This is a genomic window from Candidatus Thiodiazotropha sp. AKAK3 (assembly GCF_058244645.1).
The window spans coordinates 55378-70210 of the sequence record NZ_JBSYOQ010000019.1; the positions used below are offsets into that span (position 1 = coordinate 55378).

Below are 14833 nucleotides of genomic sequence, written 5' to 3' on the forward strand. Positions count from 1 at the left end.
CAGATGATTAGACAGAACACTACAGCAGCGCTGCTGTGCCTGGTTTTCTTTATCCTGTTGCTGGGTCCCGGCCTGGCTTTTGCCGATAAAGAATTCGACCGGGTCGTGGTTTTTGGTGACAGTTTGTCAGATCCGGGCAATGCCTTCTCTCTTAGCGGTGTCAGTATTAAACCGCCCTACAGTAGTTTGGATGAGTTTCTTATACCCGGAGCCCCCTATGCGCGAGGTGGACACCATTTCAGTAATGGTGAGACTTGGGTGGAGCGATTTGCTGCGAAACTTGATTTAAAAGAGAGTGCTGGGCCGGCATTTGATGGGCAGAATAGAGGTAAGTTGAAGAAGACCAACTATGCAGTTGGTGGTGCCAGAGCCAGGGATTATGGGCAGAATATTAATTTGGCAACTCAACTTGCTGCATTTTTTTCAGATGCACAAGGGCAGGCTTCTGAGCAATCGCTCTATGTTGTGGCGCTTGGTGGGAATGACCTGAGGGATGCGGTGGCTGCACTCTCTCTGGATAGCAGCGGACTGATCAGTGCAGAGATTGTTGCTACTGCACTCAGTGCAATTTCAGATGCTGTTATTGCACTCCACAGCGCTGGTGCAAAGAGAGTGATGGTTGCAAATGTACCTGATCTCTCATTGACTCCGGCAATCCGAAGGCTGGATCTGGTTTCACCTGGTACTGCGATGGGTGCATCTATTCTCTCAGCGCAATTCAACTCCGAACTAGATGGCCTTTTGGATACATTGGGGCAGAGTTCACCTGGTCTTGAAATCATAACCATGGACCTTTATGAAATTACCAGGGAGATAATAACCACTCCTGAGGAGTATGGTTTTCTGAATGTTCACGATTCCTGTGTCATGCCTGATAAGGAACCTGCTGCTTGTAAAAAACCAAACACCTATTTTTTCTGGGATGGTATTCATCCCTCCAAGAGAACCCATCGAGTTTTTGCCAGGAAAGCACACAAGGCATATAAAAGATTCAAAAGTGAGTCGGAAGCAGTCTGCCTGCCATCAAGAAAACCATTGAAAGCTGGGTGTAGTAGCGCGCTCTGGTTATAGAGGGTGTCTGGTTATTGAACTGCTTTTTTTAGAACCACTTTTAGAGCTGCTTCAGTTTTTTCCATTCAATATCTATTTGGTTGTGGGGTTTAACAGTAAGCTTGTTGCACCTTATGCTGGGACAGGGCCCCGGCGAGGATACAAGTTCTGCATTGACCGGTTTAGCTCGACTGTTTGCAGGCTGTTTCTAAACGGCTAGTCAATATCAGTGGTGTGAGTCACAATGGTCGGATTGACAAAAAAACAAGGATATTGCCATGTCCACCCTTGCCATTCGTAAAACCAAGATTGTTGCCACCATCGGGCCAGCGTCAGATTCCGTGGAGATCTTGGAACAGATGATCCGCGCAGGTATGAGTGTCGCGAGGCTGAACCTCTCACATGGCAGCTATCAAGAGCATAAAATGCGTATCTCTCGCATCAGGCAGGCTTCTGAAAATCTCAACATTCCAGTTGCCATCATGATAGATACCCGGGGTGTTGAGATACGTACCGGGGGGATTCAACAGGGTTTTGTTGAATTAAAGTCGGGGGCCAGTTTTTCTCTCTACACAGATCAGCGAGTGGGTGATGAACAGGGTGTTTCCATTACCTACCAGAGACTGACTCAAGAGGTTGCTGCAGGGGAGGTGGTGTTACTGGACGACGGTGCTATGGAGTTGAAGGTGGTATCTGTGATGGATACAGAGATTCAATGCGAGGTCGTGCTTGGAGGGATTCTGAAAGAGAATAAAGGCGTCAATCTGCCCAATACCCAGCTCTCAATGACCGCAGTGGAGACAGAGCAGCGTGATGATATTCTCCAGGAGCTCTCTTTCGCTGCAGAGAATGATGTGGACTATATCGCGGCATCATTCATTCAAGAGGCATCTGAAATCGAGCGAATGCGAGAGATTTTGTCAGACAAGGGGAGTGATATACCGATCATTGCCAAGATTGAAAATCGCGCCGGCATTGATAATCTCGAATCGATTGTGTTGTCTGCTGACGGCATTATGGTTGCTCGGGGGGATATGGGGGTTGAGTTGCCTTTGGCCGATGTGCCGAGTATGCAGAAAAAGATCATTCGTATTACAGTGAGTAATGGTAAGCCAGTTATTACCGCGACTCAGATGCTTGCCTCGATGGAGAAAAATCCCAAGCCTACCCGGGCTGAAGCCAGTGATGTGGCGAATGCAATTTTGGATGGCTCCTCTGCAATCATGCTCTCTGGAGAGACTGCAATGGGGGAGTATCCTGTGGAATCAGTAAGAACCATGGAGATGCTGGCGATACGTACAGAGGCATCACTGCGTGAGTATGGATATCTACAACATATCCTGCCCCATACCTCCAATGTGGTTACTGAAGCGGTCAGCCACTCAGCGGTCAGTATGGCGGATCAACTGCATGCTGCGGCAATTATCAGTCTGACCGAAAGTGGTTTTACTTCACGACTGATCTCAAAACATAGACCGGAGTGCCCGATTCTTGCTGTGACCCATTCCGCGAGAGTGACTCGTCGGTTGTGTATGAATTGGGGCGTGATTCCAATTGTTGATCCGCTGGGTCGTGCAGATGAGGATAAGATCGTATTCTGTATAGAGCAGGCTAAAAAGCGCGGGCTTTTATATGTTGGGGATATCGCTATTGCTACCAGCGGGTCGACGCAAACCGAGGGTGGCACCAATTTGATCAAAGTGATGGAAGTGGATTGAGATAGACAACCTCATCCTTGAGGTTGTGTTGTTTTGCAAAGCGCGTTTACAAGCCTTTGCAATTGGCGTAGAAAGTGACTGTAGCAGGCCAGTCAGAGAAGATTCCCTTAATGCCTACGTCTTGTGCGAGTACATCCAGCAACTCCAACATATCGCCATCATTGTTGGTTACATCTGTGATGCTTTGATAGTACCAGCCACCACCATTGGCCAACAGGCCTGAACGTTCCAGAGTCCAGGTGATCAGATCGATGCCGTTAGCCTTAGCGGCGATCGCATACTCAGAAGGTACGATTTTGCCCTGTGCTTCGGTTACCAATGCCCACATTGCAGGTGCCAGATATTGAACACCTTGTGCGGCAAGGTCAGGCATCATATCGATAGTGGCTGTCGCCTCTTGAGGATTGTCGCTGCCATCCAGATAAACAGCCTGTTTACCAAAGCGAGGCTCATTCTCGATCCAGTAGAGTATGTCATCCAGATTGAAGGATTGCGCAAAAACACTCTTCGGTTTTACGCCGGCAGCCTTATATTCATTAATCATCTGTTGTGCATAATCCTGCTGGGTATAGTCACCCTCGAACGGCATCTCAACACTTGGAGACTTCAATTCTGGAGTCATTTTTGTGCCTAATTGTTGGAATAGTTCGATACTTTCAGCGTGGGTCATCAGGGTGCCGACAGCGGTGTAGAGATCTGTACGCCAGCTGGGTGTGGCATCTAGATACTCTTCTACTGTTGTGGCAGCTGAGTTGCCAGCATCCATTTTGCCTTTCAGGGTCTTGAACTCAGCCAGTGTAATATCACTGGTGCAGCAGCGGGCAGAGGCTGGTGTGATGACTTCACCGGTAGTGGGGTCTATCACTGCGGGCACGAATGGTTCTGAACACTTCGCCGCCAAAGGTGTGGCAAGAATATTGGTGGTTGTGTGCAGATCGCATTGAGAGTGACGGCAAACCAGTTCACGATCTTTGGTGAAAGTTACATCGCATTCGACAATGCCGGCACCCATACGAGCTGCGGCGACATAAGATTCCATTGTATGTTCAGGGAACTGCATTGCAGCACCACGGTGTCCAATGGAGAAGTCACTCTTTTTAAATTTTTTCTTATTGCATTCCTGAAGTTCTTGTTTCAGCGGGCTCTCATCCATATTGTCGACCAGATAGAATGGACGGGGGCCTAGCTCAATGTTCATTCTAACCTTTTCATATCGATTATCATCATCGTTCTGGTCTCTGTAATTACCGCCAAAACAACTACTAACGGTTAACATTGCTATGGTGATGAATAGCACTGCCTGGAATTTTTTATTAAGTCGCATACTCGATTCCTCAGATTATTCTTACACTTTTATTTCGGAAACTCAGAGTTCCGATGTGCAACAATAGAAGGAACCTATTTCGTGTTGATGCCATTCAGATGACACTTTTAAGAAATGAGCTGTGTTGAATATGGATTGGATTTAGTTCGAGAGGATATAGACTACGGCTGAGTAACGGAATTGCGATATCACGAAAACACGGCTCCGAGAATTGGTGCGAGAGATGAATGCATAAGTACTGCTACCTAATCCCAGCACCACCATCATCCCGGCATGCGCCGGGATGATGGTGTCTGTACTCCAGGATTCCTGGCATGCGCCGGGAGTGGAGAATTTAGCTCATATTGCTTGCAACGAAATCCCAATTGACTACTTTCCAGAAGGCCTCTAAATAGGCAGGACGTGCGTTACGATAGTCAATGTAGTAAGCGTGCTCCCAAACGTCTGCTGTCAGCAGCGCCTTTTTACCGGAGGTCATTGGAGAGCCGGCATTGGAAGTATTGAAGATCTCCAGAGAGCCATCTTCGTTCTGTACCAGCCAGGTCCAGCCAGAACCGAAATTGGTTGCGCCTGAAGTTGCGAACTGTTTTTTGAACTCGTCAAAGGAGCCAAAGGTGCTGTTGATGGCATCTGCCAGAGCACCACTTGGCGCTTTGTCATCACTTGGGCTGCTGAGGCAGTTCCAGTAGAAGGTGTGATTCCAAATCTGAGCAGCGTTGTTGAATACACCACCTGAAGACTTCATGATGATATCTTCCAGGCTGGCACTCTCGAATTCCGTACCAGGAATCAGGTTGTTTAAATTGGTGACATAGGTGTTGTGATGTTTGCCATGGTGATATTCCAGTGTCTCTTTAGAGATCACGGGTTCCAAGGCATCAATTGCATAGGGCAGTGCAGGTAGTTCATGAGCCATGAGTTAATACTCCTTTGTTGTTACTTTATCGAATTCTGTACTATCCCCGTCAACCTGGGTGGGGAGTTTATAAAAACCAAGTAGAATGGTCGGCTATTCTATCCATGCTATGGCGGGGATGCAACTGGGTTCGTTGTGAGGGAGAATGATACCACTTTCGATTGACTGATTGATGAATCCATGGATCCGATAGAACTGAGCATATTTTCCTCACGCCTGGAGGCCGTTTGCGACGAAATGGGAGCGGTGCTGCGTAATGCAGCTTTTTCCCCGAATATTCGCGATCGACTCGACTTCTCCTGTGCAGTGTTCGACGCGGCAGGTGAACTCTGTGCTCAGGCAGCACATATTCCTGTCCACCTTGGCAGTATGGCTTTTGCCATGGCGGATATAGTCTCTCGAATTGATTGGCATGAAGGGGATATGGTGGTGCTCAACGACCCCTTTATGGGGGGCACCCATCTGCCGGATGTTACCCTTATCGCTCCGCTCTATTGTGATAATCAATTGACCGCTTTCGTTGTTAACCGGGCTCACCATGCGGATATTGGCTCCGATTCTCCGGGATCTATGCCGATCTCGAACTCTCTCGAACAAGAGGGGAGAATTATTCCACCCGGCAAACTGTTCAAGCTGGGTGAACTGGATGAACACTACTTAAATCAGATTACCTCAGATAATCGTAATCCTGTTGAGTCGAGAGGGGACTTTGCTGCTCAAATCAGTGCGAATCGGAGTGGTTTGAAGCGCTTGGATGGGCTGGTTAAAGCGTGGCGACGTGAGGGGTTTCTGCAAGGTCTGGTAGCACTCAATGGCTATGCTGAACGTTTGGCTGGTGAAGCTTTGAAACGTATACCCTTGGGTGAGTACTGTTTTGAGGATCTGATGGACGATGATGGTCAGGGTAACCGGGATATCCCGATCCGGGTCAGGTTGGTTGTAGAACAGCAGAGGCTGGTGGTTGATTTTACAGGTTCTGCGATGCAGGTAGAGGGGAATATAAACGCTCCGATGTCGGTGGCGGCAGCTGCAGTCTATTACGCTTTTCGTTGTCTGATGCCTGCCCAGACGCCAGCATGTGCTGGGAGTTTCAGGCGAATTGAGTTGATTGTGCCGGAAGGTTCTCTTCTCAATGCCCGACGGCCGGCAGCGGTTGCCGCAGGAAATGTTGAGACCAGCAGCCGCATTGTGGATGCGGTGCTAGGGGCACTGGCACAGGTTATGCCGGATGATATACCTGCAGCGAGTCAAGGCAGTATGAACAATCTTGCTATGGGCAGTGATGATGAGGCTCTTCGCTGGGACTACTATGAGACCATTGGTGGCGGTATGGGAGCTGGCAGACAGGGGGGTGGCATAGATGGGGTGCAGACCCATATGACCAATACACTCAACACCCCTATCGAAGTTATAGAGAGCCGTTTTCCACTACGTATCGAACGCTATGCGTTACGTAAAAATTCGGGGGGTGAGGGCATCCGCAAAGGTGGTGAAGGCTTGATTCGCAGCTTTCGATTTTTAGCACCAACCCAGATAACGCTACTGACCGAGCGTCGCAGTCACGCTCCTTGGGGTATATCCGGTGGCGGTTCAGGAGGCCGTGGCGTGAACAGGCACAATGAATCAGTTATTGGTGGCAAGGTGAGTCTGATAGCAGATACCGGTGATCTACTGACTATTGAAACCCCTGGTGGTGGGGGGTGGGGAAAATCTACAACGCAGTAGGGTTGTACCTGGTTGCAGTCAAGGCAGCCAAATTGAAAAACATCCACCACTCAGATGCTGGTTATTGGAAAGTTTGACGAATCCCTCTTTTTCATTATTCTTGTGTATACCCGCAACCATCGAAGCAAAATAGATCCCCAGCTGTGTCTGGCCTTCACTCATTTTTTTATTATTGAATGCTGTTTGGGCGTCGATCATGCTTTGTGGAAATCCATCGCCATCATCATCGATACTCAGAACAAGATACTCCTCAACCATTTCGGCGTGGATAACGATTTGACTTTGAGTGTAACGCAAGCCATTTCCAATCAGGCTGTTAATAACGCCACGAATTAACCATTCGTCGAAATAGCCAACCAAGCCATCCTCAGATTCAAAGTTTATCGTCACACCTTTGGTGTTTGCGATGGTTTGATTGTCTACAGTGATCTCGTGCAGAAACTCCTCAATATCTATCTCTTCTATATTTGCAGAGAGTTGTCCATTATCTATTTTGTAGAGTGAGAGTAAGGCAATCAGGTTGTTGTTGAGTCGCTTTGATTCGTGTTGCAGGGTGAGGAATTTTGGGTTTTCATGATTCTTCTCCTCTTCAGCAAGCTCATCCAGTGTGTTGATCACCATGCCCAGTGAGTTTTTCATATCGTGTATGAGTGATGCCAGTATGTCCGAAAAATTCATGTCATATCTCTTGTGTTTGCCGCAGGCTGATAACTAATTTGGTGCTTTAGTCATCGAAGTTTTAAGCCTGTTATAGAGTTTTTGTAGTGTAGGATTGTCAGAGTCGCTCCTTGCAACCCTTGCAAGGTAACTCTTAATATCATCTATCCTTTCACTGCTTGATCCATGTCGCTCCATACTCATCAGCAACACCAGTGCGATATTTAGATTGACCGTCTTGTTGGATGGCATTCGGGTTGAGGTCTCTTTTAATAATTCTGCGGCTTCCTCCAGTTGGCCATTTCTGGCCAATTCAACACCTTTGCTGTTCAGGGAGGCTACCTCTTTACGTATGGTTTCAACAGAGTCCAATGTCTGTTCATCCATGTTAAGAGAAGCCATGGTCAGCTTGACTTCATCCACCAGGGTCTGATTTGTATGGTCGTTGAGAACTGTGTCCTTTAACAGTTCGATACTCTTATCCTCCATACCAAAATGGCTATAGGTCTTTGCCAGTTCAATGGCGCAGTCTGTGGAGTTACTTTGATCAAGGGTTTCGTGGATAGCAATGGCTTCCTCCAGGGAGGCCTTTGCAAGTTCATCATTCCCCATGGCCTGATGCACAAGGCTCTCAGTAGAGGCTCTATAGAGATCGGCCTTGGCGTCCTTCTTGAAGTCACGTTTCATCTGTTTGATGACGTCCAGACCAGCAGCAGCCCCAGTTTGAGTTTTGCTAGCCACCTTAGCCAGGTTGGCATAGTTAGATGGGTTTTTATAGACTGAGTGCCGGCCATGTTTTACGGCATTCGAGAAAGCCGACTCTGCTGTCTGATCATCCTGGTTCAGTAGCGCAATCTCACCCAGCATCTGTTGTCTGAGAACTGCTTTAGGAGAGATTTTCACCGCGCTTTTGAGAACTTCCTGAGCTTCAGAATATTGCTTCAGGCTTTTATGGCACTTGGCCAGCCAATCGTATGCAGGCGTGAAATTCGGGTTTTGTGATATGAGTTGTTGAAACTGTGTCAGGGAAATGTCATATTTTTGAGCCTGATAGAGACACTTTCCCAGGCCAAGACGTGCCCAGGCCAGGTCTCGGATTGCCAGAACTTCTTCGTAAACCTCTTGAGCCTGGCGTATCTTTCCGCTGTTGAGTAGAACCTCTCCTTTGATTTTTCTCAGTTCATTGATATTGGAAGGTTTGGTGTCGATTTTTTCATCCAGGATACGTAGAGCCAGGGATAAGTCACGTTTCTCCATTGCCTTTTCCACTGGCAATAGGTTCTCTCTTCTGGCAATAAGTTTTTCCAGTCTTGTCTTGAGGAGATCTTTGTTGAAGGGCTTGGTCAAATAGGAGTCAGGTTCATACTCCACAGCACCCATCACCATCTCCCGAGTATTTTCCGCGGTGACCATAACGAAGACGCACCCTAGACCAAACAGCTGTCGATGTTTGGCCTCTTCAAGAACTTGCTGGCCATCTCTGCCTGGCCCCAGGTTATAGTCACACAGCACTACATCGAAACGTTTCTCTTCCATCTGTTCGATGGCTTCGGCGCCATTTCTGGCGAGGGTGATTTCTCTGACCCCACAAGCCATCAGCATGTTTTTCATCATGCTGCGCATGTCGCCGAAGTCATCGACTACCAAGTAGAGTCTGTTTTCAAGAAGTCCCGGTTTGAAAAACAAAGAAACGCCCTATATCTGTTTGAATTGCAGAAAAGAGAGAGCCGTGATTTATTAATATAGCACTCCAATAGTAAAGCACGTCTGGATGATGGTGTTTACATTGAACAGAACGGCAGAAAGCAGCGAAACTGTAACCCGAAGTTTGGAGAACCTCTGTTTGGTGGATAGTGCGGAGAAATGCGCTAACAGTCAGAGTTCTGTAATCGCGCTAAAGCAAGGCGCACGTAGCCGGGAGTGGCGTACCCTTCTCAAGCATCACAACGCAGCAGATGCATGCTTCAGGTCGCGCTCTACGGGTCGTAAAACCAGAGGGCACAAGCAGTTAATAGAGGTGCCCTTAAGCCTGCATACGCTTTGCTGGCGCAAGAATCAGACCCATGGTCTCTTCACTCTTGGCAACCATCTCTTCTACCAGGGAGGCAACCGTATCTGCGCTGAGGCCTGTGGTCTCCCAGGCTGTGGGGGCAATGGCCCAGAGCATCTCATCCACCGAGAGTCCAACCATATGGCCGTTGGCAACTGCTTTTGCAATATGGATGAGTGAGACCTCTATAGGGTTTTCAACTGCGTTTTCAGGTGCATTGTGATATCCCGCTACTTCAATGAAACTCTCTGGGAGTTGCCAGGAGCGCATCAATTCCGCACCGACATCAAGGTGGGTGAAGCCAAGTATCTCTTGTTCAGTCTGCGGCAGAATCCAGTTATCTCCACCGGTGATATGAAGAATATCCCTTGACTCATTCGGTAGTGACAAGTAGATCACCAGTCGGCCGATGTCATGCAACACACCCATCACAAGGAGTCTTTCGCTGTGCAGAACATTACAACGTTCAGCCAGGATTTTCGCCATTACCCCGGTGGTTACCGAGTGGCTCCAGAAATCCGCCATATTGACCATCTCTTCAGGGATGCCAACGAAGGTACTTTGGGCAGCAGTAGCCAACACCAGATTGCGCAGCTCATCTGCACCCATCAGCGTCACTGCTCGCGATAATGTTTCTATCTTTGAGCGTTGACCAAATGCAGGGCTATTGACCAGGCGGAGAATACGCGCAGATATGTCGGTATCCTGAATGACTATATCTGCCACTTCGGGGGCCGAATAGTCTCCTGTTCCCAATAATTGATTTACCTTGATACAGACATCTGGCAAAGAGACAAGGTGGTCTAAATTGTTTACAAGGCTTTTGGGATCCATGGTGTTTCCAAGTCGATTTGTTGTATGTCTGTCGCTGACTGTAATCGATTCAAATATTTAGTGTCATTGAATCTGAAAAAATGAGAACTGGTTTGGTTTTTTGGGATACTAAATCGCACATTTTAGAATGGATCTAAGTAATTGTTTTAGAAACTGTTCTGTAAAGAAAGCACTGAGCAGGGTATGGACTTAAAATTTGTCGCCAACCCCGTTAATGGTCTTCACCATAGCTGGCTAATAGATGCATTTCCTCTCTTTAACTGAGCAGAATGAGTTACTCAGGGGTTGCTATAGATGCTTCAACATTCAATGCGGCTTGTATACAGCGAAGCAAACCATAATCATATACTCCCTCAAGTGCTTCGTAGACCGGTTTCAATTTACCATCATCAGCAAATTGTTCAAAGGCGAAACGTATTGCCTTTAGTTGCTCACTGGAGAGGGTTGATACCTGCGCCAGTGGCAAACCACGGCTTTCAATTGCTGTTGCCAAATGATTATAGACTGTTGTCAGCGTCAGGCTACGCTGATCGGCAATGGCTTCTATGGCCTCTCCTTTTTTCAGTAGCATTACAGTTTCTGATACTGTATCGAATCCACTGTCAGTCGATAGCTCGTCGAAGTTGTTCAGGCAGCTGAGAAACTGATCGCCATAGGCTTCCAGTTTGCGCTCACCAACACCTGAGATCTGGGCAAGCTGCTGCAAAGTCCGTGGGTGCTTTTCCAGCATCTCCATCAGCGTGGCATCATGAAAAATCATATAGGCGGGCACCCCTTGATCTTCTGCCAGGGATTTGCGCAGTGTGCGCAAGGATTCCCAAAGGTTCTGGTTTGCTTTTACACGGGCACTATCTTTTGAGGTTTTGCGCCCACTGCGTTTTTCTGGTTTCCGCAATTTGCGCAAAAAGAGCTTGCTTTCACCACGCAGCACAGGTCGGCTTTTTTCTGTGAGATGAAGTCCGCCATGACCTTCCAGGTCGACAGCGAGTAGTCCATGAGCAATTAATTGACGGTAGATAGCCCGCCACTCACCAGCACTGAATTCGGCACCGATGCCGTAGGTGCTGACCTGATTGTGATTGAAGCGTCTGATGCGGTCATTATCTTTACCCAATAGAACATCGATTAAGTAATTGACCCCAAATCTCTGTCCCGTTCTATGCACGCATGAGAGTGCTTTCTGGGCGGCTTCAGTTGCATCCCAGGTTTGGGGGGGTTGTAGGCAGGTATCACAGTTGCCGCAGGCAGACTCCAGTGTGTCAGAAAAATAGTCCAACAGTGCCTGGCGGCGACAGCTGGTGATTTCGCACAAGGCCAGCATTGCATCCAGTTTATGTCTTTCCACGCGCTTATGGGATTCGTCAGCATCAGAACCTGCCTGCATCTGGCGTAGGGTAATGACATCTTGAAGCCCATAGATCATCCAGGCATCGGCAGGTAAGCCGTCGCGACCGGCGCGACCGGTCTCCTGGTAATAGGCTTCGATACTTTTGGGCAGGTTGAGATGAGCGACGAATCGCACATCCGGTTTGTCTATGCCCATTCCAAAAGCGATGGTCGCAACAATGACAACACCGTCTTCACGTAGAAAGCGGTTTTGATGTGCTTGTCGTGTCTGGTTGTCCAAGCCCGCATGGTAGGGCAGGGCATCAATGCCTTCAGTCCGCAGCCAGCTTGAGATTTCGTCTACACGCTTGCGTGACAGACAGTAGATTATGCCTGCATCTCCTGGATGCTCCAGCTGGATGAAACTCAATAATCGCTGTCGACTATTTCCATCGTTCTCCATGATCTGGTAGCGAATATTGGGTCGATCGAATCCAACGACGAACTGATTTGCACTGCCGAGAGAGAGGCGTTGTGCTATCTCTTGTCGAGTGGCCAGATCGGCTGTTGCTGTCAGGGCAACCCTGGGGACTTGCGGAAATTGTTCTGCCAGTTGGCTGAGCTGAATATATTCCGGACGAAAGTCATGACCCCATTGGGAGACGCAGTGGGCCTCATCGATGGCAAACAGAGCCAGTCGACTCTGGTGCAGCAGATCCAGCATGCGCGGTGTGAGGAGCCTCTCTGGTGCGACGTAGAGCAGATCGATCTCTGCAGCCAGCAGTTGCTGCTCTATCCGGCTGCTCTCTTCAGCTGTCAGGGTTGAGTTGAGATAGGCGGCTCGAATGCCCAATTGGGTCAATCCATCGACCTGATCCTTCATTAGGGCAATAAGTGGTGATACCACTATCCCAACCCCCGATCTGATCATTGATGGAATCTGGTAGCAGAGAGATTTACCACCACCGGTCGGCATGATCACAAGGGCGTCCCCATCTGTCAGCAGATGGTGAATGATCTGGTCCTGGGGTGGACGGAAATCGTGATAGCCGAAGCTATGCTGCAGAATTGCTCTGGCTTGGTCTAACTCAGTGGAACTGTTTTCTCTATCTGTCATCCTTGACATTATCCTGTCCTTTTGTCGTCTTGTCAGGAGGAATGATACCTTAAACAGGCCCTAACAACTGTATGGCTACCTGGCTGGGGGATATTAAGCCGATGTTGAAGTCATTTACGCATGGGACTAAGGTGCCCGATAACACGACTCCGGTTCGAGCGTGCTCAGGTGGCCATGCCTTATGAGATAGCACCATCGGCTCAGGTCGAGTGCTACGATATGGTGTATGGGAAAACCCGAGGGTGAGTTCACAGACTACCAGTCGTCATCGGGCACCTTGCCAGGGCAATCTCTTGAATCAATCGATAACAGGATAATTGGGAAAAATAATGTGTGGATTATGTGGTGAATTACGGTTTGATGGCGCCCCTGCTGATCTGGGAGCAATCGACCGAATGAACCAGCAGATCCGGCGGCGTGGGCCGGATCATGGGGGCAGTTTTAGTGATGGATCCTTGGCAATGGGGCATCGCAGGCTATCCATTATCGATCTCTCAGTGCATGCCAACCAGCCGATGGTGGATCAAAAGCTCAATCTGACCCTTGTTTTTAATGGCAGCATATACAACTACAAGGAGTTGCGTGAAACCCTGATTGGTATGGGTTACCAGTTCTTCTCCAATGGTGACACAGAGGTCATTCTCAAGGCATATCACGCCTGGGGTGAGGATTGTGTTGGTCGTCTCTCTGGTATGTTCGCCTTTGCAATCTGGGATGCTCAGCGACAACGCCTGTTCATGGCTAGGGACAGGTTTGGTATCAAACCACTCTACTATAGCCAGAGCGGTAACTGTTTTCGTTTTGCCTCCAATACCCAGGCGCTGCTTGCAGCAGGCGATGTGGATACCTCCCTGGATCAGGTGGCACTGCACTACCAGTTTACCCTGCATGGTGTTGTACCTGCGCCGCATACGATTTTTAAAGGGATTAGAAAGCTCTCCCCTGGCCACAGCATGATGATCGAGGCCAATGGCAAACAGCATATCCGTCGCTATTGGCACTACAGCGCTATCCGCCCCGCTCAGCCGATGTCCGATGGGGAGTGGCTCGAGGCTATCCATGATGAACTGCGCGAAGCTGTACGCAGACGTAATGAAATTGCTGATGTTCCGGTTGGTGTATTGCTTTCCGGCGGGCTTGATTCGAGTCTGTTGGTAGCCCTGCTGGCTGAGGCCGGTGTAGATGATTTGCGCACCTTTTCTGTTGGATTTGAGGATCAGCCGGAAGAGAAGGGCAATGAGTTTGAATACTCAGATCCCGTTGCTGAAATGTATCAGACACAGCACCACAAGTTTCTGGTGCCGAATGGGGATGTGTTGAAGCGACTGCCCGAGGCGGTCGACAATATGTCGGAACCGATGTTTGGACAGGATGCGGTGGCTTTCTTCCTTTTGGGTGAGCAGGTTTCACAACAGATCAAGGTAGTGCAGTCCGGACAGGGTGCAGATGAGGTGTTTGGGGGCTATTTCTGGTACTCACGCATCATGGAGGAGAGGGAAGGTGAAGCTGTAGATCGTTTTGCAAAGCACTACTTTGATCGTGATCATGACGAGTATCTACGTATGGTTACTGATCAATACGGGGCTGGTGATTACACTCGGGAACTGATTGCCAGTAAGTTACGGGAGAGCAATGGCGAGACATTGATCGACGCAGTAATGCATACCGATCAAACCATGCTGATTGTCGATGATCCCGTTAAACGTGTGGATAACATGACCATGGCTTGGGGTTTGGAAGCCAGGGTGCCCTTTCTTGATCATCATCTGGTTGAGCTGGCTGCCCGATGCCCACCGGAGCTTAAGTTGCGGGACGGTGGGAAGTATCCACTGAAAGCCATGGCCAGAGGTATCCTTCCCGATTCAGTGATTGATCGCCCAAAGGGCTACTTTCCTATGCCGGCCCTGAAATATGTGCGAGGAGAATTTCTGGAGTTCATGAGTGATATTCTGAACTCCCAGGCAGCACGGGAACGTGGGGTTTTTCAGCAGAAATATATTGATATGTTGATGGCTTCTCCGGAGATGCACCACACACGGATTCGCGGTAGTAAGCTCTGGCATATCGCGTTGTTTGAATTTTGGTTACAAAAGCATTTACTGGCCGCAACCTAGAT

10 protein-coding genes are annotated in these 14833 nt (G+C 48.7%); 4 read left to right on the forward strand and 6 right to left on the reverse strand.

Annotation, left to right across the window (positions count from 1 at the left end):
* Positions 1-3 precede the first annotated feature (3 nt).
* Positions 4-1071, forward strand: a complete 1068-nt coding sequence (locus tag AC4IE7_RS02725) for an SGNH/GDSL hydrolase family protein (RefSeq protein ID WP_490775266.1) — start codon at positions 4-6, stop codon at positions 1069-1071.
* A gap of 257 nt (positions 1072-1328) precedes the next feature.
* Complete coding sequence (gene pyk, locus AC4IE7_RS02730; protein ID WP_490775267.1) at positions 1329-2768, forward strand: pyruvate kinase; 1440 nt, start codon at positions 1329-1331, stop codon at positions 2766-2768.
* A gap of 46 nt (positions 2769-2814) precedes the next feature.
* Here the strand turns inward: pyk and AC4IE7_RS02735 are convergent, their stop codons facing one another.
* On the reverse strand, positions 2815-4092 hold the full coding sequence (locus tag AC4IE7_RS02735) for a glycerophosphodiester phosphodiesterase family protein (RefSeq protein ID WP_490775268.1): 1278 nt from the start codon (positions 4090-4092) through the stop codon (positions 2815-2817).
* A 334-nt stretch (positions 4093-4426) separates the two neighbouring features.
* Positions 4427-5008 (reverse strand): superoxide dismutase, encoded by a 582-nt coding sequence (locus tag AC4IE7_RS02740; protein WP_490775269.1) that lies wholly within the window; start codon positions 5006-5008, stop codon positions 4427-4429.
* A 180-nt stretch (positions 5009-5188) separates the two neighbouring features.
* Here AC4IE7_RS02740 and AC4IE7_RS02745 point away from each other — a divergent pair, with 180 nt between their 5' ends.
* Positions 5189-6733, forward strand: coding sequence for a hydantoinase B/oxoprolinase family protein (locus AC4IE7_RS02745; protein WP_490775270.1), 1545 nt, complete (start codon positions 5189-5191; stop codon positions 6731-6733).
* Between the two features lie 18 nt (positions 6734-6751).
* Here AC4IE7_RS02745 and AC4IE7_RS02750 read toward each other — a convergent pair whose 3' ends face one another.
* The 4 genes from AC4IE7_RS02750 to recQ all read right to left on the reverse strand — a co-directional run bounded on the left by AC4IE7_RS02750 (position 6752) and on the right by recQ (position 12717).
* Positions 6752-7411, reverse strand: a complete 660-nt coding sequence (locus tag AC4IE7_RS02750; protein WP_490775271.1) for a sensor histidine kinase — start codon at positions 7409-7411, stop codon at positions 6752-6754.
* Positions 7412-7444: 33 nt separating this feature from the next.
* Entirely contained in the window at positions 7445-9076 is a 1632-nt protein-coding gene (locus tag AC4IE7_RS02755; protein WP_490775272.1) for a response regulator, read from the reverse strand.
* Between the two features lie 337 nt (positions 9077-9413).
* Positions 9414-10274 (reverse strand): HDOD domain-containing protein, encoded by an 861-nt coding sequence (locus AC4IE7_RS02760; RefSeq protein ID WP_490775273.1) that lies wholly within the window; start codon positions 10272-10274, stop codon positions 9414-9416.
* Positions 10275-10548: 274 nt separating this feature from the next.
* Positions 10549-12717 (reverse strand): DNA helicase RecQ, encoded by a 2169-nt coding sequence (recQ, locus tag AC4IE7_RS02765; protein ID WP_490775310.1) that lies wholly within the window; start codon positions 12715-12717, stop codon positions 10549-10551.
* 329 nt (positions 12718-13046) lie between these two features.
* On the opposite strand from recQ, the gene AC4IE7_RS02770 reads away from it, so the two are divergent.
* A complete protein-coding gene (locus AC4IE7_RS02770) occupies positions 13047-14831 on the forward strand; it encodes an N-acetylglutaminylglutamine amidotransferase (protein ID WP_490775274.1) in 1785 nt (594 codons plus the stop codon).
* The last annotated feature ends 2 nt before the right edge of the window (positions 14832-14833 follow it).

What these genes read in the sequence shown, in the direction of transcription:
- AC4IE7_RS02725 (WP_490775266.1), top strand. Translation starts at nt 4, where the DNA reads ATGATTAGACAGAACACTACAGCAGCGCTGCTGTGCCTGGTTTTCTTT.
- pyk (WP_490775267.1), top strand. Translation starts at nt 1,329, where the DNA reads ATGTCCACCCTTGCCATTCGTAAAACCAAGATTGTTGCCACCATCGGG.
- AC4IE7_RS02735 (WP_490775268.1), bottom strand. Translation starts at nt 4,092, where the DNA reads ATGCGACTTAATAAAAAATTCCAGGCAGTGCTATTCATCACCATAGCA.
- AC4IE7_RS02740 (WP_490775269.1), bottom strand. Translation starts at nt 5,008, where the DNA reads ATGGCTCATGAACTACCTGCACTGCCCTATGCAATTGATGCCTTGGAA.
- AC4IE7_RS02745 (WP_490775270.1), top strand. Translation starts at nt 5,189, where the DNA reads ATGGATCCGATAGAACTGAGCATATTTTCCTCACGCCTGGAGGCCGTT.
- AC4IE7_RS02750 (WP_490775271.1), bottom strand. Translation starts at nt 7,411, where the DNA reads ATGAATTTTTCGGACATACTGGCATCACTCATACACGATATGAAAAAC.
- AC4IE7_RS02760 (WP_490775273.1), bottom strand. Translation starts at nt 10,274, where the DNA reads ATGGATCCCAAAAGCCTTGTAAACAATTTAGACCACCTTGTCTCTTTG.
- recQ (WP_490775310.1), bottom strand. Translation starts at nt 12,717, where the DNA reads ATGACAGATAGAGAAAACAGTTCCACTGAGTTAGACCAAGCCAGAGCA.
- AC4IE7_RS02770 (WP_490775274.1), top strand. Translation starts at nt 13,047, where the DNA reads ATGTGTGGATTATGTGGTGAATTACGGTTTGATGGCGCCCCTGCTGAT.